This is a genomic window from Citrobacter sp. RHB35-C21, assembly GCF_013816515.1.
Classification (GTDB): domain Bacteria; phylum Pseudomonadota; class Gammaproteobacteria; order Enterobacterales; family Enterobacteriaceae; genus Citrobacter; species Citrobacter braakii.
Window position 1 is genome coordinate 4,645,658 of the sequence record NZ_CP057147.1, and the last position, 20,932, is coordinate 4,666,589.

23 protein-coding genes and 1 tRNA gene are annotated in these 20,932 nt (G+C 49.4%); 15 read left to right on the forward strand and 9 right to left on the reverse strand.

Translation table 11 applies throughout. The annotated features are described in order from the left end of the window. Window positions 1-2: 2 nt before the first annotated feature. Entirely contained in the window at window positions 3-536 is a 534-nt protein-coding gene (locus tag HVZ39_RS22505; RefSeq protein WP_016151398.1) for a lipocalin family protein, read from the forward strand. On the opposite strand, the gene sugE is transcribed toward HVZ39_RS22505, so the two are convergent. After that, window positions 533-850: a quaternary ammonium compound efflux SMR transporter SugE gene (gene sugE, locus HVZ39_RS22510; protein ID WP_016151397.1), complete on the reverse strand. Its 318-nt coding sequence runs from the start codon at window positions 848-850 to the stop codon at window positions 533-535. The genes HVZ39_RS22505 and sugE overlap by 4 nt on opposite strands. A 256-nt stretch (window positions 851-1,106) precedes the next feature. On the opposite strand from sugE, the gene HVZ39_RS22515 reads away from it, so the two are divergent. Next, window positions 1,107-1,706, forward strand: coding sequence for a LuxR C-terminal-related transcriptional regulator (locus HVZ39_RS22515; protein WP_016151396.1), 600 nt, complete (start codon window positions 1,107-1,109; stop codon window positions 1,704-1,706). A 30-nt stretch (window positions 1,707-1,736) separates the two neighbouring features. Here the strand turns inward: HVZ39_RS22515 and ecnB are convergent, their stop codons facing one another. From ecnB to efp, 3 genes are all read right to left on the reverse strand, one after another. Further along, window positions 1,737-1,883, reverse strand: coding sequence for a lipoprotein toxin entericidin B (gene ecnB, locus HVZ39_RS22520; protein ID WP_016151395.1), 147 nt, complete (start codon window positions 1,881-1,883; stop codon window positions 1,737-1,739). A 107-nt stretch (window positions 1,884-1,990) separates the two neighbouring features. Next, window positions 1,991-2,125 (reverse strand): lipoprotein antitoxin entericidin A, encoded by a 135-nt coding sequence (gene ecnA / locus HVZ39_RS22525; RefSeq protein ID WP_016151394.1) that lies wholly within the window; start codon window positions 2,123-2,125, stop codon window positions 1,991-1,993. A 57-nt stretch (window positions 2,126-2,182) separates the two neighbouring features. Next, complete coding sequence (gene efp, locus HVZ39_RS22530; RefSeq protein ID WP_003025478.1) at window positions 2,183-2,749, reverse strand: elongation factor P; 567 nt, start codon at window positions 2,747-2,749, stop codon at window positions 2,183-2,185. Between the two features lie 41 nt (window positions 2,750-2,790). On the opposite strand from efp, the gene epmB reads away from it, so the two are divergent. Then, window positions 2,791-3,819: an EF-P beta-lysylation protein EpmB gene (gene epmB / locus HVZ39_RS22535; protein ID WP_103766923.1), complete on the forward strand. Its 1,029-nt coding sequence runs from the start codon at window positions 2,791-2,793 to the stop codon at window positions 3,817-3,819. 183 nt (window positions 3,820-4,002) lie between these two features. Next, entirely contained in the window at window positions 4,003-4,866 is an 864-nt protein-coding gene (gene yjeJ / locus HVZ39_RS22540; protein WP_181633002.1) for a YjeJ family protein, read from the forward strand. A gap of 86 nt (window positions 4,867-4,952) precedes the next feature. On the opposite strand, the gene HVZ39_RS22545 is transcribed toward yjeJ, so the two are convergent. The 3 genes from HVZ39_RS22545 to HVZ39_RS22555 all read right to left on the reverse strand — a co-directional run bounded on the left by HVZ39_RS22545 (window position 4,953) and on the right by HVZ39_RS22555 (window position 7,542). Further along, the gene (locus HVZ39_RS22545; RefSeq protein WP_181633003.1) at window positions 4,953-5,306 is read right to left on the reverse strand and encodes a DUF4156 domain-containing protein; all 354 of its coding nucleotides are present in this window, start codon (window positions 5,304-5,306) and stop codon (window positions 4,953-4,955) included. Between the two features lie 252 nt (window positions 5,307-5,558). Beyond that, window positions 5,559-7,205: a chaperonin GroEL gene (gene groL, locus HVZ39_RS22550; protein WP_003025464.1), complete on the reverse strand. Its 1,647-nt coding sequence runs from the start codon at window positions 7,203-7,205 to the stop codon at window positions 5,559-5,561. Between the two features lie 43 nt (window positions 7,206-7,248). After that, complete coding sequence (locus HVZ39_RS22555) at window positions 7,249-7,542, reverse strand: co-chaperone GroES (RefSeq protein ID WP_000027827.1); 294 nt, start codon at window positions 7,540-7,542, stop codon at window positions 7,249-7,251. 275 nt (window positions 7,543-7,817) lie between these two features. Here HVZ39_RS22555 and yjeH point away from each other — a divergent pair, with 275 nt between their 5' ends. Next, window positions 7,818-9,083 (forward strand): L-methionine/branched-chain amino acid transporter, encoded by a 1,266-nt coding sequence (yjeH, locus tag HVZ39_RS22560; protein ID WP_019078188.1) that lies wholly within the window; start codon window positions 7,818-7,820, stop codon window positions 9,081-9,083. A gap of 48 nt (window positions 9,084-9,131) precedes the next feature. Here the strand turns inward: yjeH and HVZ39_RS22565 are convergent, their stop codons facing one another. Further along, complete coding sequence (locus tag HVZ39_RS22565; RefSeq protein ID WP_016151389.1) at window positions 9,132-9,608, reverse strand: FxsA family protein; 477 nt, start codon at window positions 9,606-9,608, stop codon at window positions 9,132-9,134. Window positions 9,609-9,946: 338 nt separating this feature from the next. Between HVZ39_RS22565 and aspA the strand changes: the two genes are divergently transcribed. The 7 genes from aspA to HVZ39_RS22600 all read left to right on the forward strand — a co-directional run bounded on the left by aspA (window position 9,947) and on the right by HVZ39_RS22600 (window position 17,423). Next, window positions 9,947-11,383 (forward strand): aspartate ammonia-lyase, encoded by a 1,437-nt coding sequence (gene aspA / locus HVZ39_RS22570; protein WP_016151388.1) that lies wholly within the window; start codon window positions 9,947-9,949, stop codon window positions 11,381-11,383. Window positions 11,384-11,498: 115 nt separating this feature from the next. Beyond that, window positions 11,499-12,800 (forward strand): anaerobic C4-dicarboxylate transporter DcuA, encoded by a 1,302-nt coding sequence (gene dcuA / locus HVZ39_RS22575; RefSeq protein ID WP_016151387.1) that lies wholly within the window; start codon window positions 11,499-11,501, stop codon window positions 12,798-12,800. Between the two features lie 131 nt (window positions 12,801-12,931). Beyond that, complete coding sequence (cutA, locus tag HVZ39_RS22580; protein WP_003025447.1) at window positions 12,932-13,279, forward strand: divalent cation tolerance protein CutA; 348 nt, start codon at window positions 12,932-12,934, stop codon at window positions 13,277-13,279. Continuing rightward, window positions 13,255-14,964 (forward strand): protein-disulfide reductase DsbD, encoded by a 1,710-nt coding sequence (locus HVZ39_RS22585; RefSeq protein ID WP_181633004.1) that lies wholly within the window; start codon window positions 13,255-13,257, stop codon window positions 14,962-14,964. Before cutA ends, HVZ39_RS22585 begins: the two co-directional genes overlap by 25 nt. Before the next feature lie 36 nt (window positions 14,965-15,000). Next, complete coding sequence (locus tag HVZ39_RS22590; protein ID WP_008785982.1) at window positions 15,001-15,576, forward strand: transcriptional regulator; 576 nt, start codon at window positions 15,001-15,003, stop codon at window positions 15,574-15,576. 309 nt (window positions 15,577-15,885) lie between these two features. Next, a tRNA-Phe gene (locus HVZ39_RS22595) sits at window positions 15,886-15,961 on the forward strand. Window positions 15,962-16,157: 196 nt separating this feature from the next. Beyond that, window positions 16,158-17,423, forward strand: coding sequence for an integrase arm-type DNA-binding domain-containing protein (locus HVZ39_RS22600; protein ID WP_032170149.1), 1,266 nt, complete (start codon window positions 16,158-16,160; stop codon window positions 17,421-17,423). 239 nt (window positions 17,424-17,662) lie between these two features. Here HVZ39_RS22600 and HVZ39_RS22605 read toward each other — a convergent pair whose 3' ends face one another. Next, complete coding sequence (locus tag HVZ39_RS22605; RefSeq protein ID WP_001067855.1) at window positions 17,663-18,367, reverse strand: IS6-like element IS26 family transposase; 705 nt, start codon at window positions 18,365-18,367, stop codon at window positions 17,663-17,665. A 69-nt stretch (window positions 18,368-18,436) separates the two neighbouring features. Here HVZ39_RS22605 and mug point away from each other — a divergent pair, with 69 nt between their 5' ends. From mug to HVZ39_RS22620, 3 genes are all read left to right on the forward strand, one after another. Further along, complete coding sequence (mug, locus tag HVZ39_RS22610; RefSeq protein WP_023294604.1) at window positions 18,437-18,943, forward strand: G/U mismatch-specific DNA glycosylase; 507 nt, start codon at window positions 18,437-18,439, stop codon at window positions 18,941-18,943. Window positions 18,944-19,491: 548 nt separating this feature from the next. Further along, window positions 19,492-20,268, forward strand: a complete 777-nt coding sequence (locus HVZ39_RS22615; protein WP_042111143.1) for an ABC transporter permease — start codon at window positions 19,492-19,494, stop codon at window positions 20,266-20,268. Continuing rightward, complete coding sequence (locus HVZ39_RS22620; protein ID WP_042111145.1) at window positions 20,265-20,930, forward strand: ABC transporter ATP-binding protein; 666 nt, start codon at window positions 20,265-20,267, stop codon at window positions 20,928-20,930. Before HVZ39_RS22615 ends, HVZ39_RS22620 begins: the two co-directional genes overlap by 4 nt. The last annotated feature ends 2 nt before the right edge of the window (window positions 20,931-20,932 follow it).

The following is a 20,932-nucleotide window of genomic DNA, read 5'->3' on the forward strand; positions in this document are numbered from 1 at the left end:
CCATGCGCATTCTGCCCGTCGTTGCTGCAGTTACGGCTGCATTTCTGGTTGTCGCTTGCAGCACCCCAACCCCCCCGAAAGGTGTTACCGTAGTAAATAACTTTGATGCCACACGCTATCTGGGCACCTGGTATGAAATTGCGCGTTTCGACCATCGATTCGAACGCGGACTGGAAAAAGTGACTGCTACCTACAGCCTGCGCGACGACGGCGGTATCAATGTTATTAATAAGGGCTATAACCCGGACAGAGGAATGTGGCAGAAAACGGAGGGGAAAGCCTACTTCACTGGCGACCCAAACCGCGCTGCGCTCAAGGTCTCGTTTTTTGGCCCCTTCTATGGCGGGTATAACGTGATTGCCCTCGACAGGGAATATCGTCACGCGCTGGTTTGCGGGCCGGATCGCGACTACCTGTGGATCCTTTCACGGACCCCTACTATTTCAGATGAAATGAAACAGCAAATGCTGGCCATCGCGACCCGGGAAGGGTTTGAGGTGAATAAGCTGATTTGGGTAAAACAGCCTGGCGCTTAGTGGGTGCTCAGCTTGAGGCCAATAATACCGGCCACAATCAGCCCGAGGCTCAGTAACCGCGCCGGGCTGGCAGATTCACCCAGCAGCAGAATCCCTGTAATGGCCGCCCCGACTGCGCCGATACCGGTCCATACGGCATAGGCGGTTCCTACAGGCAACGTACGCATTGCCCAGGAGAGCATGGCGATACTGACGATCATTGCCACAATAGTGATAATGCTTGGCGTCAAACGCGTAAAACCGTGGGTATATTTCAGGCCAATCGCCCAGACAACTTCGAGCAGACCTGCAATTAATAAAACGATCCAGGACATATCAGGCTCCAGAACAATGGGGCCGTCCCCGGTGAAAGAAGCGTTTGCAGGTCGTCCTGCAAAGCTGATGTGTGAAATGGCATTTTTGCCCGAGAGAAAATGAATTTCAACCTTTTTATTCGCTGCCCGCTAAAAGCAAGAATTAAGCATAATTAGCGGCGTAGTTCCCGCATTTGGCACTCATCGGAGTTCTCTATGATGAAGGGCTTTCTGAATCCGGAAAGTCGATTGCCTCTCTTCTGAATGCGAAAAGGTTATGCTTAAAATTTTAGTGATTGACCGGTGCCACTTTACCCGCACAGGGATTGAGGCCTTGCTTAATCATTCTGGCAGGTTCAGCTCCTCATTTCTTGTGTCAGGGATCAATAATCTCCTGTTAGCAAAAGAGCATATTTTGCAGTGGAAGCCGCATCTGGTGATCGCGGATTTATACAGTTTTATTAGCGAGACGCATACCAGTCCGCCAATTAAACCCTTTTTCATGAGCTGCGGCGTCATCCCGCTGATTTTACTGCAATCAGTTGAAAGACAGCACACCTCAATTGCTTCCTCTCAATCCGTCGCCTATTCGGTCTTAACCAAGCACACCACGCTGAACGCGCTCTCACACACGATTCAGGAGGCGCTACAGCTTCGTCCCACGTTAGAAATAGCCGAAAACGCGACTCCGCTGCTTACGCCGCAGGAGGAGAAAGTATTGTCGATGTGGATGGATGGTGTGAGTAACAATGCGATAGCCGCGGCACTCAGCATTCATGGCAAGACGGTCTACACCTATAAACGGAATATCCGCATGAAACTGCACATGGGGAACCGCTTCTCGCCGTTTCTCTCACTCCCCGGGAAGGGGAATTAACGGTACGACGTGACGTCGTACCGTTCATGATTATTGTTGAGCTTTTGTCGCTGCACCAGAGATTGCGCTACCGCCTTCAGAGATATCCTGCCCAACACCTTTCGTGGTATTGCACGCAGTCAACACTGAAGAAAGAACCAACACAGAAAAGATCGCAGCAATTGTCTTTTTAACCATAACGTCTTCCTTTTCTAGCCAATATTGTTTGTGTATAGCTCATTAATAATAGACAAGATCCGGAAGTGTGATGGATAAACAACCGTTTTTAAGACTATGAGAGAGTGTTAGCTGGCGGCGTGAGAGATTGAATTGCCAAGATGTTTGATGTCTTCACCGAAGCCGCGCGCGGTATTACAACCCGCCAGGAGAGTGCTGGTGAAAAGGATGAGCATTACAAGACTGAGAAGACGTTTCATCATTCCTGCCCTGGAAAAAGTATGGCGCAGCAACCTGCGCCATAAGATCAAATAGATATCTTATTTTACGCGAGAAACGTATTCGCCGGAGCGAGTATCCACTTTGATCACTTCACCGATCTGTACGAACAGCGGAACTTTAACGACTGCGCCAGTAGACAGAGTAGCCGGTTTGCCGCCAGTACCAGCGGTATCGCCTTTCAGACCTGGGTCAGTTTCAACGACTTCCAGCTCAACGAAGTTTGGCGGAGTCACAGAGATCGGCTGACCGTTCCACAGGGTCACGATGCATTCAGCCTGGTCCAGCAGCCATTTAGCGTTATCGCCTACCGCTTTCTCGTCTGCAGCCAGCTGTTCGAAAGTGGTGTTATTCATAAAGTGCCAGAACTCACCGTCGCTATACAGGAAGGTCAGGTTCATGTCGGCTACGTCTGCGCCTTCAGCGGAATCGGTAGACTTGAAGGTTTTCTCTACGCGAGTACCGGTCAGCAGGCGACGCAGCTTAACGCGCGCAAATGCCTGGCCTTTACCTGGTTTAACGAATTCGCTGGCTTCAACCGCATAAGGTTCGCCGTCCAACATGATTTTAAGACCAGCACGAAAATCGTTGCTATAGTACGTTGCCATAAGGCCCTCTGAAAATTGTTAACTGGTAGCTAAGCCACAAAATGGCGCATATTGTAACCCTAAATACCCCATCCAGAGAAGATTGGTTATCGCAACTTGCCGATGTTGTGACCGATCCTGATGAACTTCTGCATCTTTTGAATATAGACGCAGATGAAAAACTGTTGGCCGGACGCGACGCGAGACGACTTTTCGCCCTGCGCGTACCACGCGCCTTTATTGCTCGTATGGAAAAAGGCAATCCGGACGATCCGCTTTTGCGTCAGGTACTTACTTCCCAGGAAGAGTTTGTTGCTGCACCTGGCTACTCGACCGATCCGCTGGAAGAACAGCACAGCGTGGTCCCCGGTTTGCTGCATAAATATCGCAACCGGGCGCTGTTGTTGGTTAAAGGCGGTTGCGCGGTAAATTGTCGCTATTGCTTCCGCCGACACTTCCCGTATGCCGAAAACCAGGGCAATAAGCGCAACTGGCAGGTCGCCCTGGACTACATTAGCGCGCATCCTGAGCTGGATGAGATTATCTTCTCCGGTGGTGATCCGCTAATGGCCAAGGACCATGAACTGGACTGGTTACTCACGCAACTGGAAGCCATCCCGCACATTAAGCGTCTGCGCATTCACAGCCGTTTGCCGATTGTGATCCCCGCGCGCATTACTGAAGGACTGGCCCAGCGCTTTGCGCGTTCCTCCCTGCAGATTCTGCTGGTCAACCACATTAACCACGCCAATGAGGTCGATGAGGCGTTTCACCAGGCGATGGTCCGACTGCGTACCGCTGGCGTCACCCTACTCAACCAAAGCGTTTTGCTGCGTGGCGTGAACGATAACGCACAAACGCTGGCGAACCTGAGCAACACTCTGTTTGATGCGGGGGTGATGCCCTATTACCTGCACGTACTGGACAAAGTGCAAGGTGCCGCCCACTTTATGGTCAGCGACGATGAGGCACGTCACATTATGCGTGAACTGCTGACGTTGGTTTCCGGCTATATGGTCCCCAAACTGGCGCGTGAAATTGGCGGAGAGCCAAGTAAAACGCCGTTGGATCTGCAACTACGCCAACAATAACCATTATTGAGTGTCCGATTTCGGACACTCACCACGATTACTTATTATTTAAATCCTCACAAGTGGAGCCACGCTTTTAATCTGTGCTATTTTAATTAGCGCTATAAAGTCATTAATTCATAATTTGTATAATTAGAGCAAAATCCAGAATATTAATAAATATATGGTTAGGGAGAACCTTTTATGGCTATAAGTATTAAGGGCATTAATACCGGTGTTATTCGTCAAAAGAATGAATTTATTGCTTTAGCATTAAAGATAAAAGAACCAAGGAATAAAACGTCGTTATTTTTTCTTTCTCCGCTTGGGCTAAGAGATCTGCTTATCGCCCTGGAAAGCAGGCTATCCGTCAAACATCAGCTTAGCGAAGACGAGCATGCGCAATATGAGAAGGAATGCGATAAAGTCAGCAAAAAGATGCACGAAAATATTCCTTTGATTCAGGAAGATGAGCTAAAAAATGCCGACATTAATCGTCGCGTAAATTCGCTGATGTTAATGGATGACAAAGGCGAAAACTTAACATTTTCTCTGACACTGCATGATGGACAAACGTGTGAATTACTGATTAATGAACTACAGATTCGGGTGCTGGTCCATGCTGTTATTCATGCAATAAATAATGCTGGCATGCGGGAATTAGCGCTACGAATTACATCGCTGCTGGATTTCCTGCCGCTGTACGATGTTGATTGCCAAGAAAACGACAATCTGGAATACGACTCTTATACGCACCCCGAATGGAAACAAAGCCTGTTTAATCATTATCTGGCGATTATTTACCGCTATACGGATGATCAAGGAAAAGCCCAGTTCTGTGGTTCGGTAGTAAAAACTCGCACCCCTTCCGGCAGCAAAGAGGCCGAAGCCATTACTCGCCGTCTTCTCGATTTTAGCCCACGGCTGAAAAAGCTTGCTGGTGTATCGTGCCAGGTGTTTGTCAGAACGTTGACGGGTGATAAGGCGCAAAAGCTCAATCAGGATCAGTGCCTGCGCGCGCTGCATCATTTACGCGCTCAGTCAGCGCATAACGCTCAAAATGCCTGATGTCGCTGCGCTTATCAGGCCGACGAATTTGTATCGTAGGCCTGATAAGACGTTTTAGCGTCGCCATCAGGCATCAACAGCATTTATCAATTTGGGCACTTATAAACCTGCCCAGTCATTTCACTGGCAGTAGGAACAAAGCTGGACAGCATTCCCTGTGATGGGCTGCTGACGCCATAAATCACGTTACCACCCATTGCCGCAGCCTGGTTACGCAGATCGTTTGCTGCGCCACGCATAGAGCCACCCTCTTCGCCGTGCTGGCCAGAAAGCCAGTTGTTTTGCGTACCGGTTGCAGTGCCAATCAGTTGACACTCTGCGCCAGGCTTCTCTTCGACGAAGCGTACGCTTTGCCCGGCTGAACTCAGTTCGTTGCTGGAGCTACAACCCGCCATCAGTAGCGCGGCACCAACGATCCCTGCTAAATATTTCACGTGCATGTCATTCCCCATAATCAATGAGCTGGACGTTATGTCCGTAGCTGAATCATATACTAAAAAGATGACCAAAAGAAAAACCCCCGGACATTTCTGCCCGAGGGTTTCTCATTTTTCGCGAGATACGTATTTAATCAAATAATTCAAGTTGCAGGCAGGCGGCAGGTTCATGAATCCCCCAGTGCTTACATGAGTAAGTGACTGGGGTAAACGAACGCAGCCAATGAACCTGCGGCTTGAAGTATGAAGATTAAATTACATCATGCCGCCCATTCCACCCATGCCGCCCATACCACCAGCAGCACCTAAGTCAGGCGCATCGCCTTTCGGCAGGTCAGTAACCATGCACTCGGTGGTGATCATCAGACCCGCAACAGAAGCCGCGTACTGCAGGGCTGAACGCGTTACTTTGGTTGGATCCAGGATACCCATGTCGATCATGTTACCGTATTCTTCAGTTGCAGCGTTGTAACCGTAGTTACCGTCACCCGCTTTCACGGTGTTAGCCACTACAGACGGCTCTTCGCCGCAGTTCAGTACGATTTGACGCAGCGGAGATTCCATTGCGCGCAGCGCAACTTTGATACCTACGTTCTGGTCTTCGTTCTGACCTTTCAGACCGGCAATTTTAGACGCTACGCGAATCAGCGCAACACCACCACCAGCAACCACGCCTTCTTCTACCGCAGCACGAGTCGCGTGCAGGGCATCTTCAACGCGGGCTTTCTTCTCTTTCATTTCAACTTCAGTCGCAGCACCAACTTTGATAACCGCAACGCCGCCTGCCAGTTTCGCTACGCGCTCCTGCAGTTTTTCACGGTCGTAGTCGGAAGTTGCTTCTTCGATCTGCTGACGAATCTGAGTCACGCGACCCTGGATTGCAGCTTCGTCACCCACGCCATCAATGATGGTGGTGGTGTCTTTGTTGATAACAACGCGTTTCGCCTGACCCAGATCTTCCAGAGTTGCTTTTTCCAGCTCCATACCGATCTCTTCAGAGATAACGGTACCACCGGTCAGGGTAGCGATATCCTGCAGCATCGCTTTACGACGGTCGCCGAAGCCAGGCGCTTTAACCGCCGCGACTTTCACGATACCGCGCATGGTGTTAACAACCAGAGTTGCCAGCGCTTCGCCTTCAACATCTTCAGCGATGATCAGCAGTGGTTTACCGGCTTTTGCTACTGCTTCCAGCACCGGCAGCATTTCGCGGATGTTGGAGATTTTCTTGTCAGCCAGCAGGATGAACGGGCTTTCCAGTTCTACTGCGCCAGTTTCCGGCTTGTTGATGAAGTAAGGAGACAGGTAACCACGGTCGAACTGCATACCTTCAACCACGTCCAGTTCGTCCTGCAGACCGGTACCGTCTTCAACGGTGATCACGCCTTCTTTACCGACTTTGTCCATCGCTTCAGCGATCAGTTTACCTACGGTTTCGTCGGAGTTAGCGGAGATAGTACCAACCTGAGCAATAGCTTTAGAGTCAGAGCACGGTACGGACAGTGCTTTCAGTTCTTCAACGGCAGCAGCGACAGCTTTGTCGATACCACGTTTCAGATCCATCGGGTTCATGCCCGCAGCAACGGCTTTCAGACCTTCAGTGATGATGGACTGCGCCAGTACGGTTGCGGTGGTGGTACCGTCGCCTGCAGCGTCGTTCGCTTTAGAGGCAACTTCTTTCACCATCTGCGCCCCCATGTTTTCGAACTTGTCTTCCAGTTCGATTTCACGGGCTACGGAAACACCATCTTTAGTGATGGTCGGTGCACCGAAAGATTTATCCAGAACTACGTTACGGCCTTTTGGACCGAGGGTAACTTTCACTGCATCTGCCAGTACGTTTACGCCGCGCAGCATTTTCACACGAGCGTCGTTACCGAATTTTACGTCTTTAGCTGCCATTTTCTCTTTCCCTTAAATTCGTATGTTCAGTGTCGTTCGCGGATTAGGCTTCAACAATTGCCAGGATGTCACTTTCAGACATGATCAACACTTCTTCATTGTCGATCTTCTCAGATTTAACACCGTAGCCATCGTTGAAAATAACGATATCGCCGACTTTAACGTCCAGCGGCTGTACGGTACCGTTGTCCAGGATGCGGCCCTTACCGACAGCGATGATTTCGCCACGAGTTGATTTACCTGCTGCAGAACCGGTCAGTACGATGCCGCCAGCAGATTTAGATTCAACTTCTTTACGTTTGACGATCACACGATCATGTAACGGACGAATACTCATTGATAGCTCTCCTTTGAGAAAGTCTTTATCAGTTATGGGTGACGCCGGCCCGTGAACGGTTTCCCGGCTAGTGACCAGAGAAATGGGGATGGGGCTTTGTACCTTCAAGGGGGCAAGCGAAAAAAAATTTATATCAGCAGAAAATTCCGGCAAAACGCCGACGCGCATCACATTTTATAACGATTTCAGTCACGTCGTCATAAGCAAATACGATTGTGATACCATCAAAAATCTGCGCTGTAGCCCGGTCAATGGGCATAACCGGATAACAACTTATGAGCGGACTGAAACAAGAGCTGGGACTGGCTCAGGGCATTGGCCTGTTGTCGACATCATTGCTAGGTACAGGCGTTTTCGCCGTCCCTGCGCTAGCCGCGCTGGTGGCTGGCAACAACAGCCTGTGGGCCTGGCCGGTGCTGATTGTTTTAGTCTTTCCCGTGGCGATTGTCTTTGCCGTACTGGGCCGTCATTTTCCCAGCGCGGGTGGCGTGGCGCATTTTGTTGGTATGGCCTTTGGCTCACGCCTGGAGCGCGTCACCGGATGGCTATTTTTGTCGGTGATTCCCGTCGGCTTGCCTGCGGCATTACATATTGCCGCCGGATTTGGTCAGGCGATGTTTGGCTGGCATGACGAACAGCTTCTGTTGGCAGAGCTCGGTACGCTGGCATTGGTTTGGTATATCGGCTCCCACGGTGCCAGCTCTAGCGCTAATCTGCAAACGGTCATTGCCGGATTGATTGTTGCCCTCATTGTCGCCATCTGGTGGGCAGGCGATGTGAAACCTGGCGAAATCCCTTTCCCTGCGATAACCGAGATTGAGCTCCCCGGACTGTTCGCCGCGCTGTCGGTGATGTTCTGGTGTTTTGTTGGCCTTGAAGCGTTTGCCCATCTGGCATCTGAATTCAAAAACCCGGAGCGGGATTTCCCGCGCGCGCTGATGATCGGCCTGCTGCTTGCGGGCTCTGTTTATTGGGCATGCACCGTCGTCGTGCTTCATTTTGGCGCCTACGGTGAGCAAATGGCGGCGGCGGCCTCACTGCCAGAGATCGTCGTGCAGTTATTTGGCGTACAGGCACTGTGGGTCGCCTGCATCATTGGTTATCTGGCCTGTTTTGCCAGTCTCAACATTTATATTCAAAGCTTCGCCCGGCTGGTCTGGTCGCAAGCGCAATATAAGCCGGAGAGCCATCTGGCGCGTCTGTCTCCCCGTCACCTTCCACGCAATGCGCTAAACGCCGTATTGGGCTGCTGCGTGATCAGTACGTTGTGCATCTATATGCTGAAAATCAATCTCGATGCGTTAATCATCTATGCTAACGGCATCTTTATTATGATTTATTTGCTGTGCATGCTGGCGGGATGTCGATTACTGAAAGGGCATTATCGCATGCTGGCGGTCATTGGCGGTCTACTGTGTCTGCTGCTGTTGGCAATGGTTGGCTGGAAGAGCCTGTATGCGCTGATTATGCTGGCAGGGCTGTGGCTGTTTTTACCCCGCAGGCCGGATAAAGCGACGTTGACACCGTCATCCGGCAGATAAGCATTTTGCCGGATGGTGCTCACGCTTATCCGGCCCGCATACTGATGCTTAATCCCGAGGATCGTCTTTATGATCAATACGGTTGCGATCGTCGTCTTTGCGCTGAAATTCGCCATCAAAGGTCTCACCGCCACCGGTTCCGGCGCTAAAACCACCGCCCGGCATACGCGAAAAACGCAAATGCGGCAGCAGTTTCATCGTCAGATGTTTTTGCACCGGGGGTAATAAAAGAAGAAGACCGAGGAAATCGGTGAAAAAGCCGGGCAGTACCAACAGCAGACCAGCAATGATCAGCGACACGCTCTTGATCATTTCTGCAGCCGGACTTTCACCAGCCGCCATTTTTTGTTGCATCAGTAAAAAGTTTTTAAATCCCTGGTTACGAACCAGAGACATACCGATAACCGACGTAAAAATAACCAAAATCAGCGTCATCAGGACACCCAGGACATGGGCAACCTGAATAAAAATAGATATCTCTATGTAAACATAGAGAAAAATGGCAAGTAATGGTATCCAGCGCAAAGGGTTCTCCTGTCAATAACAGTCGTTTTTTTCAACGCCTGCCCGATGAATTATGTGACTCGCATCAATTAGATGTTGAGGTGGTTAGCAAAATTTCAAGTCGCTTGTACACTTATTTTTAGTATTAATCCTAAAGGGGTGATCCATTTCACAGAATAATAAATAAGGGGTAAATTCCACGCTTTAAGTGATCCAGATTACGGTAGAAATCCTGAACCAGCATATGATCTCAAGTATCAGACCGATGCAGGGGATAATCGTCGGTCGAGAAACAATCGAAATCACATATATCCTGTGTGTTTAGTCAAATCATTGGCAGCTTGAAAAAGAAGGTTCACATGTTAAACAACATTCGTATCGAAGAAGACTTGTTGGGTACCAGGGAAGTTCCAGCGGACGCCTACTACGGTGTTCACACTCTGAGAGCGATTGAAAACTTCTACATTAGCAACAACAAAATCAGCGACATTCCTGAATTTGTTCGCGGTATGGTAATGGTTAAAAAGGCAGCGGCAATGGCCAACAAAGAGCTGCAAACCATTCCTAAGAGTGTGGCAAATGCCATCATCGCGGCGTGTGATGAAGTCCTGAATAACGGAAAATGCATGGATCAATTCCCGGTAGATGTTTACCAGGGTGGTGCGGGTACCTCCGTCAACATGAACACCAACGAAGTGCTGGCCAATATCGGTCTGGAACTGATGGGTCACCAGAAAGGTGAATATCAGTACCTGAACCCGAACGACCACGTTAACAAATGTCAGTCTACCAACGACGCTTACCCAACTGGCTTCCGTATCGCGGTATACGCATCCATCATCAAACTGATCGATGCCCTGAACCAGCTGCGTGAAGGCTTCGAACAAAAAGCTGTTGAATTCCAGGACATCCTGAAAATGGGCCGTACCCAGCTGCAGGATGCTGTACCGATGACCCTCGGTCAGGAATTCCATGCTTTCAGCGTACTGTTGAAAGAAGAAGTGAAAAACATTAGTCGTACCGCTGAGCTGCTGCTGGAAGTTAACCTCGGTGCAACTGCAATCGGTACGGGTCTGAACACGCCGAAAGAATACTCCCCGCTGGCAGTACAGAAACTGGCTGAAGTCACTGGCTTCGCCTGTGTTCCGGCAGAAGACCTGATTGAAGCAACTTCTGACTGCGGCGCATACGTTATGGTTCACGGCGCACTGAAACGTCTGGCTGTTAAGATGTCCAAAATCTGTAACGACCTGCGTTTGCTCTCCTCTGGCCCACGTGCTGGTCTGAACGAGATCAACCTGCCGGAACTGCAGGCTGGTTCTTCTATCATGCCAGCAAAAGTGAACCCAGTTGTTCCAGAAGTCGTAAACCAGGTTTGCTTTAAAGTCATCGGTAACGACATCACCGTTACTATGGCATCTGAAGCTGGTCAGCTGCAGCTGAACGTAATGGAGCCGGTCATTGGCCAGGCAATGTTTGAATCCATTCACATTCTGAGCAATGCTTGCTACAACCTGCTGGAAAAATGCGTTAGTGGTATCACTGCTAACAAAGAAGTCTGTGAAGCGTTTGTATTCAACTCCATCGGCATCGTTACTTACCTCAACCCGTTCATCGGTCACCACAACGGCGACATCGTCGGTAAAATTTGTGCCGAAACCGGTAAGAGCGTACGTGAAGTTGTCCTGGAACGCGGTCTGTTGACCGAGTCTGAACTGGACGATATCTTCTCTGCACAGAACCTGATGCACCCTGCTTATAAAGCAAAACGTTATACTGATGAAAGCGAACAGTAATCGTGTAGGGTAGTACCGGAGAAGGCACGTCATGATGACGTGCCTTTTTTCTTACTCGAAGTTACTTAAAAACAACAATTTAATATCAACTTGTTAAACAACAAGGAAGGCTAATATGATAGTTTTAGAACTTATCATCGTTTTGCTGGCAATCTTTTTAGGTGCCAGACTTGGGGGTATCGGTATTGGATTTGCAGGTGGGCTGGGTGTTCTGGTTCTTGCCGCTATTGGCGTAAAACCAGGTAATATTCCGTTCGATGTTATTTCCATTATCATGGCGGTTATCGCTGCCATCTCTGCCATGCAGATTGCCGGTGGTCTGGACTATCTGGTTCATCAAACTGAAAAACTGCTGCGTAAAAACCCGAAATACATCACGATCCTTGCACCAATCGTGACCTATTTCCTGACTATCTTTGCCGGTACCGGCAACATCTCTCTGGCAACTCTGCCGGTTATCGCTGAAGTCGCGAAGGAACAAGGTATCAAACCTTGCCGTCCGCTCTCTACCGCAGTGGTTTCTGCACAGATTGCGATTACGGCGTCGCCAATCTCCGCAGCCGTGGTTTACATGTCTTCCGTAATGGAAGGTCATGGCATCAGCTACATTCACCTGCTGTCCGTGGTCATTCCGTCCACTCTGCTGGCCGTTCTGGTGATGTCCTTCCTGGTAACGATGCTGTTCAACTCCAAACTGTCTGACGACCCGATTTATCGTAAGCGTCTGGAAGAAGGTTTGGTTGAACTACGTGGTGAAAGACAAGTTGAAATCAAAGCTGGCGCGAAAACCTCCGTTTGGTTGTTCCTGCTGGGCGTGATTTGCGTAGTTGTATACGCCATCATCAACAGCCCAAGCCTCGGCCTGGTCGCTAAACCGCTGATGAACACCACCAACGCAATCCTGATCATCATGCTGAGCGTCGCGACGCTGACTACGATCGTCTGCCGCGTTGAAACTGACTCCATCCTGAACTCCAGCACCTTTAAAGCGGGTATGAGCGCCTGTATTTGTATCCTGGGTGTTGCATGGCTGGGTGATACCTTCGTATCTCACAACATTGACTGGATCAAAGATACTGCAGGTAGCGTAATTCAGGGTCATCCGTGGTTGCTGGCTGTCATCTTCTTCTTTGCTTCTGCGCTGCTGTACTCTCAGGCTGCAACCGCTAAAGCACTGATGCCGATGGCTCTGGCTCTGAACGTTTCCCCACTGACTGCTGTTGCGTCTTTCGCAGCTGTTTCTGGCCTGTTCATTCTGCCAACCTACCCAACTCTGGTTGCGGCGGTGCAGATGGATGACACCGGTACAACCCGCATCGGTAAATTCGTCTTTAACCATCCGTTCTTCATCCCGGGTACTCTGGGCGTGCTTTTGGCTGTCTGCTTTGGCTTCTTGCTGGGCAGCTTCATGCTGTAAGACTTTACTGCAGGGTGCCTTCGCGCCCTGCAGTTCCTCCTCCTCATCATCCCGCTTTAACTAACATCCTTCCCTCGTCCGTTGTATAGTGACCACTCTTTAGCTGGTTACTCTGTTCTTTCGAGGTGTTTATGCTTGATGTAAAGAGTCAGGATATTTCCATCCCCGATACCGTTGTGGTGCTCTGTACCGCCCCGGATGAAGCAACCGCCCAGGATCTGGCCGCCAAAGTGCTGGCGGAAAAGCTGGCTGCCTGCGTGACGCTGCTGCCTGGCGCGACTTCCCTCTATTATTGGGAAGGTAAACTGGAGCAGGAATATGAAGTCCAGATGATTTTAAAAACCACCGTCACACACCAGCAAGCCCTTCTCGATTGCCTGAAGTCACATCATCCATACCAAACGCCTGAACTTCTGGTTTTACCCGTCACTCACGGAGACTTTGATTACCGCTCATGGCTCAACGCATCCTTACGCTGATCCTGCTGCTGTGCAGCACATCTACCTTTGCCGGATTATTTGACGCGCCTGGCCGCTCGCAGTTTGTTCCTGCCGATCGGGCGTTTGTTTTTGATTTTCAGCAAAACCAACACGATCTGAACCTCTCATGGCAGGTTAAAGATGGCTACTATCTGTATCGAAAACAGATAAGCATTACGCCATCTCAGGCCGATATCGCCGAGGTAAAACTACCACCAGGCGTCTGGCATGAAGATGAGTTTTATGGCAAAAGTGAGATTTACCGTAAACAGTTGACTATCCCGGTCACGGTTAATCAGGCTAAATCTGGCGCAACATTAACGGTCACATACCAGGGCTGTGCCGACGCCGGTTTTTGCTATCCGCCTGAAACTAAAACGGTGCCATTAAGTGAAGTGTCTGCCGATACCAGGGCGACACCTGCGCCAGTTCCTGCCACCGATACTTTGCAAGAGAGACCACAACCCGCAACCCAGCTTCCCTTCTCTGCGCTGTGGGCATTGCTAATCGGAATTGGCATCGCGTTTACACCTTGCGTATTGCCGATGTATCCGCTGATTTCCGGTATCGTGCTGGGCGGCAAACAACGCTTATCAACCGGACGCGCGCTGCTGCTGACGTTTATCTACGTCCAGGGAATGGCGCTCACTTATACCGCGCTGGGTCTGGTTGTTGCCGCCGCTGGATTGCAGTTCCAGGCTGCGCTACAGCATCCTTACGTCCTGATTGGCCTTGCCGTCGTCTTTACGCTGCTGGCCCTTTCGATGTTTGGCTTGTTCACGCTGCAACTCCCTTCATCGCTGCAAACACGCCTTACATTGATGAGTAACCGTCAACAAGGCGGTTCCCCCGGTAGCGTCTTTGCGATGGGGGCGATTGCCGGCCTCATCTGTTCTCCTTGTACAACGGCCCCGCTAAGCGCGATTTTGCTGTATATCGCTCAGAGCGGGAACATGTGGCTGGGAGGCGGCACGCTGTATCTGTACGCGCTGGGGATGGGATTACCTCTGATGCTAATTACCGTATTCGGTAATCGTCTGTTACCTAAAAGCGGCCCATGGATGGAACATGTCAAAACCGCTTTTGGCTTTGTCATTCTGGCGCTCCCCGTCTTCTTACTCGAACGCATCATTGGCGACGACTGGGGCGTTCGCCTGTGGTCGCTGTTGGGCGTCGCATTCTTTAGCTGGGCATTTATCACCAGCCTGCAGGCAAAGCACGCCTGGATGCGCATCGTGCAGATTATCCTGTTAGCTGCAGCGCTGGTAAGCGTTCGGCCATTGCAGGACTGGACGTTCGGCGTGCCGCATGCTCAAACCCAGACACACCTTAACTTCACGCCTGTGGCTTCGGTGGATGCGCTACATCAGGCGCTGGCACAAGCTAAAGGCAAGCCCGTGATGTTGGATCTGTATGCTGACTGGTGCGTGGCCTGCAAGGAGTTTGAGAAGTATACGTTTAGCAATCAGCAGGTTCAGCAAGCGCTAGGCGACACAGTGCTTTTGCAGGCGGATGTGACTGCAAATAATGCCCAGGATGTCGCTCTGCTGAAACATCTACAGGTTTTAGGTTTGCCGACTATTTTGTTCTTTGACGCCGAGGGGAAAGAGCATCCGGAGGCTCGGGTAACCGGCTTTATGGATGCCGCGACCTTCAGCGCACATTTGCGCGATCGCCAACCGTGAGCGACACTTGCAACAGGAAATACGGAGGAGAATACCGTGCAACGTGAAGATGTCCTGGGAGAAGCCCTGAAATTACTTGAGGTTCAAGGGATAGCCAATACCACACTGGAAATGGTGGCCGAACGTATCGATTATCCTCTTGATGAACTACAACGCTTTTGGCCCGACAAAGAGGCCATTCTGTACGATGCGTTACGTTACCTCAGCCAGCGGGTGGATATCTGGCGGCGTCAACTTTTGCTGGATGACACCCTGAGCGCTGAACAGAAATTACTGGCACGCTACACCGCGCTGTCCGAATGCGTGAGCAATAATCGCTACCCAGGCTGCCTGTTTATCGCCGCCTGTACGTTTTACCCCGATCCCGGGCATCCGATCCATCAGTTAGCCGATCAGCAAAAAAAGGCGGCACATGACTTCACCCATGAGCTGCTGACGACGCTGGAAGTTGACGACCCTGCAATGGTTGCCAAACAGATGGAACTGGTGCTGGAGGGCTGTCTGAGCCGCATGCTGGTGAATCGTAGCCATGCTGATGTCGAAACGGCACACCGTCTGGCTGAAGATATCCTGCGCTTTGCTCAGTGCCGTATGGGCGGTGCGCTGACCTAAGCAAGCATGCCCGCCAGGCCGAAATGAGTCAACACACCAGCGGGTCCTGCCACAGCAATTGCACCGTTAGTTACTGGAAACGTCGGAAAGGCTTGTGCACAACTTGCGGTAGTGTGCGGGAGTAATACAGGCCGCGTAACGTTTTCGTCAGCCTTTGCTCATATAGAAGGTCAGATAGGTAAATTGCCTGGAAGTTTTGTGCAAACTTCAGGCATAATCGCACAGATTGCCGCAATATTAAGCGGTTGAACATCTTTTCCCGAAATTTGATTGACTGGCAGACGTGAATACGGTTTAATGCGCCCCGTTGCCCGGATAGCTCAGTCGGTAGAGCAGGGGATTGAAAATCCCCGTGTCCTTGGTTCGATTCCGAGTCCGGGCACCAAATTCATATCAACGGACCTCCACGGAGGTCCGTTTTTGCATTCTAAGCCCGCCAAAACCAACATTCCTACAATCCCTTAACTCCACCCAACTCAATCAACTTCAACCCGCATCAAGTCCCTTGCGAGGGTACAACTGAGGGTATAGTCTGATTCGATAAAATTTATACCCCTTTTTACTATCAGGAGATACCGCCAATGGCGCTCACTGACGCTAAAATCCGTGCCGCTAAACCGGATGAAAAACCTTATAAACTTGCCGACAGCGGCAACATGTTCTTGCTCGTTCACCCTAACGGCTCTCGCTACTGGCGGCTCCGCTATCGGTTTCTGGGCAAAGAGAAAACGCTCGCTCTGGGGGTCTATCCTGAAGTCTCGTTATCAGAAGCAAGGGAAAAACGCGATACGGCGAGAAAGCTGATAGCTGAGGGAACTGACCCATGCGAACAGAAAAGGATCAAAAAGTCGGTACCCGAAACAGCTCAGACATTTGAAGGCATCGCAAGACAGTGGCATAAGAGCAACAAAAAATGGTCAGCCTCACACAATGAGAGGATACTGAAAAGCCTCGAAACTCATGTTTTCCCCTTTATTGGTTCACGTGACATTACCACCCTCAGGACTCCCGATTTACTTGTTCCCGTTAAAGCAGCCGAAGCAAAGGAGATATATGAAATCGCAGCGCGCCTTCAGCAGCGTATCACTGCAATCATGCGCTATGCTGCCCAGTCAGGCATTATCACCTATAACCCTGCCTTGGATATGGCTGGCGCGTTAACCACAGTGAAACGCCAGCACCGCCCTGCCCTCGCCTTAAATCGCATTTCAGAGCTTCTTGAACGACTGGATGCCTACAGAGGACAACCTCTCACCCGGCAGGCAACTAAACTCACCCTGCTTATCTTCATCCGTTCCAGCGAACTACGCTTTGCCAGGTGGTCTGAGATCGACTTCAAGAAAGCCATGTGGACCATTCCTCCTGAGCGGAAACCTATTGAAGGGGTCAAGTATTCCCATCGTGGCTCAAAAATGCGAACAGAGCATCTTGTGCCACTATCTACTCAGGCGGTGAATATACTGAAGCAGATCCACACTATCAGCGGAGAACATGAACTGATTTTCACCGGCGATCACAATCCATGGAAACCCATGAGTGAGAACACTGTAAATAACGCACTGCGTCTGATGGGCTATGATACAAAGGTCGATGTCTGTGGTCACGGCTTCCGGGCAATGGCCTGTAGTTCGTTGATTGAGTCAGGTCTTTGGTCCAGAGATGCGGTCGAACGTCAGATGAGCCATATGGAACGTAACACAGTGCGGGCTGCGTATATCCATAAAGCGGAACATCTGGATGAGCGAAAGCTGATGTTGCAGTGGTGGGCTGATTTTCTGGATGCTAACAGGGAACAGAGTGTCAGCCCTTTTGACTATGCAAAAATTAATAATCCTTTGAGAAGGTGACAGAACTCCATACACACACATGCTCTTCCCTCACAGGGGAAGAGCACTCATTGATAAAATACTGGCGTACAACCCCGAAGATAATCAGGGAGCACGCTGATTGATAGGACCGGAATTGTTACGCTCATGGCGACCATGAGGGGCAGTCCATGTACTGATAATGCATGTAGTTGAATTTTCACCTTACGGCACTGTTGCAAAGTTAGCGATGAGGCAGCCTTTTGTCTTATTCAAAGGCCTTACATTTCAAAAACTCTGCTTACCAGGCGCATTTCGCCCAGGGGATCACCATAATAAAATGCTGAGGCCTGGCCTTTGCGTAGTGCACGCATCACCTCAATACCTTTGATGGTGGCGTAAGCCGTCTTCATGGATTTAAATCCCAGCGTGGCGCCGATTATCCGTTTCAGTTTGCCATGATCGCATTCAATCACGTTGTTCCGGTACTTAATCTGTCGGTGTTCAACGTCAGACGGGCACCGGCCTTCGCGTTTGAGCAGAGCAAGCGCGCGACCATAGGCGGGCGCTTTATCCGTGTTGATGAATCGCGGGATCTGCCACTTCTTCACGTTGTTGAGGATTTTACCCAGAAACCGGTATGCAGCTTTGCTGTTACGACGGGAGGAGAGATAAAAATCGACAGTGCGGCCCCGGCTGTCGACGGCCCGGTACAGATACGCCCAGCGGCCATTGACCTTCACGTAGGTTTCATCCATGTGCCACGGGCAAAGATCGGAAGGGTTACGCCAGTACCAGCGCAGCCGTTTTTCCATTTCAGGCGCATAACGCTGAACCCAGCGGTAAATCGTGGAGTGATCGACATTTACTCCGCGTTCAGCCAGCATCTCCTGCAGCTCACGGTAACTGATGCCGTATTTGCAGTACCAGCGTACGGCCCACAGAATGATGTCACGCTGAAAATGCCGGCCTTTGAATGGGTTCATGTGCAGCTCCATCAGCAAAAGGGGATGATAAGTTTATCACCACCGACTATTTGCAACAGTGCCGTAAAAATGATTCATGACATCCTGGCGCCTGGCTTGCGCGTCGTGTTTTGCGGTATTAACCCTGGTAAGTCATCAGCCCATACGGGATTTCATTTTGCCCATCCCGGCAATCGATTCTGGAAAGTCATCCACCAGGCTGGCTTCACCGATCGGTTACTTAAGCCAGAAGAGGAGCGTCACCTGCTGGATACGCGCTGCGGAATCACCATGCTGGTTGAACGACCGACCGTTCAGGCAAGTGAAGTGGAGCTGCATGAGCTGAGGACTGGCGGCAGGGATCTGATTAAAAAGATCGAGGACTACCAGCCCGCTGCGCTGGCGGTGCTGGGTAAAAAAGCCTTTGAGCAAGCTTTTAGCGTTCGCGGAGCGCCCTGGGGGAAACAGAAATTCACTATTGGCGTTACACAGGTTTGGGTGCTGCCGAACCCGAGCGGACTTAACAGGGCAACGCTTGAAAAGCTGGTGGAGTCCTATCGGGAGCTGGATGAAGCGCTGGCGATGAGGGGAGTGTGAAACCATATCCACACTAACAGCCTGCCTTTATGACGAGATCGCTTTTCGTAATACTACCTCTTTTAAGGGGTTAACCGAGGCTGAATTGAAAAAATCCTCCAGCAGTGATACAAAGCGTTTTGCTTAAGTTTCCATAAAAATTCTTCTATAGAAACGTAATTTGGGAAATGGGCACGAAAATGAACAGATTATAACCATATGATCTCACATAAAAATTCAGCTCCATTCCATGGATTTATCTTATAAATAGTTAATGATAATTAATAATGCTCAATTGATAGGTTAGAACTTATAGGATTTGTCCTGATACCCCGTTACATTTAGAGCCGATTTAGACTTAAGGACGTTTGCGTCAGGAAGATTTCCGCTTATTTACGCTAATTACTTAACCTTCCTACAAACAACACAATTCATCGAAAAGCGTTTTCCTGCTTTTTGTCACAGTTAGCTGCCTAATTATTGGCATGCTCATATTTTACGCACTGAGCGCTCTGGTAGCTATAGCCAGGGGCGGTAGCGTGTCCTAAGACGTCAAGGTGAGATCACCCATGGCCAGAAGTGGTTTAGAAGTTCAGCAAGCAGCGGTGAAGGCGCTGTTCTTACGCGAGATAAAGACGCGTTTTGGTAAGTATCGGTTAGGGTACTTGTGGGCCGTGTTAGAGCCAGCGGCGCATTTACTTGTTTTACTTACTATTTTTGGTTTTATCATGCATCGAACTATGCCTGATATATCTTTTCCAGTATTTCTTCTCAATGGTCTAATACCTTATTTTCTATTTAGTAATATTGCGACTCGATCTATAGGTGCAATAGAAGCAAACCAAGGCTTATTTAATTATAGGCCAGTAAAACCAGTAGATACGATTATTGCGCGGGCTTTATTAGAAACTTTAATCTATAGCGGTGTTTATATAATTCTTATGTGTGTTGTTGGTATGCTTGGTGAGGAAATCTCAATAACAAGTATATTAACGTTAGTACTAACATGGAGTTTGTTAGTTATATTCTCTTTCGGGATTGGTTTGGTCTTTATGACTTTAGGCAAAACCCTCCCTGAGACAGAAAAATTCCTTCCTATAATGATTAAACCATTATATTTTATTTCATGCGTGATGTTTCCCTTGCATGCAATTCCAAAAGATTATTGGTCATATCTCCTTTGGAACCCACTCATACACGCAGTTGAATTAAGCCGAGAGTCAGTTGTTACAGGTTATGTTAGCGAAGGAGTTAGCTTAGAGTATTTGGCATTTTGCGCGTTAATTGCTCTTTTTTTAGGGCTTTCAATATATCGTACACGTGAAAAGGCTATGCTAACCTCATGATAAAAATCGAAAATCTCACAAAATCTTATAAAACCCCCAAAGGCAGACATTACGTATTTAGAGATTTGAATATAGAATTGCCTTCAGGAAAGAGTATTGCTTTAATAGGCCGTAATGGTGCCGGCAAATCTACCCTTCTAAGAATGATCGGGGGTATAGATCGTCCTGATAGCGGAAAAATTATTACCGATAAAAGCATATCATGGCCTGTGGGTTTGGCTGGTGGTTTTCAGGGAAGTTTGACTGGCAGAGAGAATGTTAAATTTGTTGCAAGGCTTTACGCAACAAAAGAAACAGTAAAGGCAAAAGTTGCTTTCGTAGAAGAATTCGCAGAGCTTGGAAAATATTTTGATATGCCAATTAAGACATATTCTTCTGGAATGCGTTCCCGTTTAGGTTTTGGCTTAAGCATGGCCTTTAAATTTGATTATTATCTCGTTGATGAAGTCATGGCTGTTGGAGATGCGCGGTTCAAACAAAAATGTGCGGATCTGTTCGAAGAGAAAAGCCGCGAGGCAAGTTTTATTATGGTTTCGCATAGCCTTCATTCTTTAAGTAAATATTGTGATGTGGCTTTATTTATTGGTAGAGATAATAAAGTGCTCTTTTTCGAGAATGTCAATGACGCTATTAAAACTTATTCAAATAGTGAAGCAAATTAATA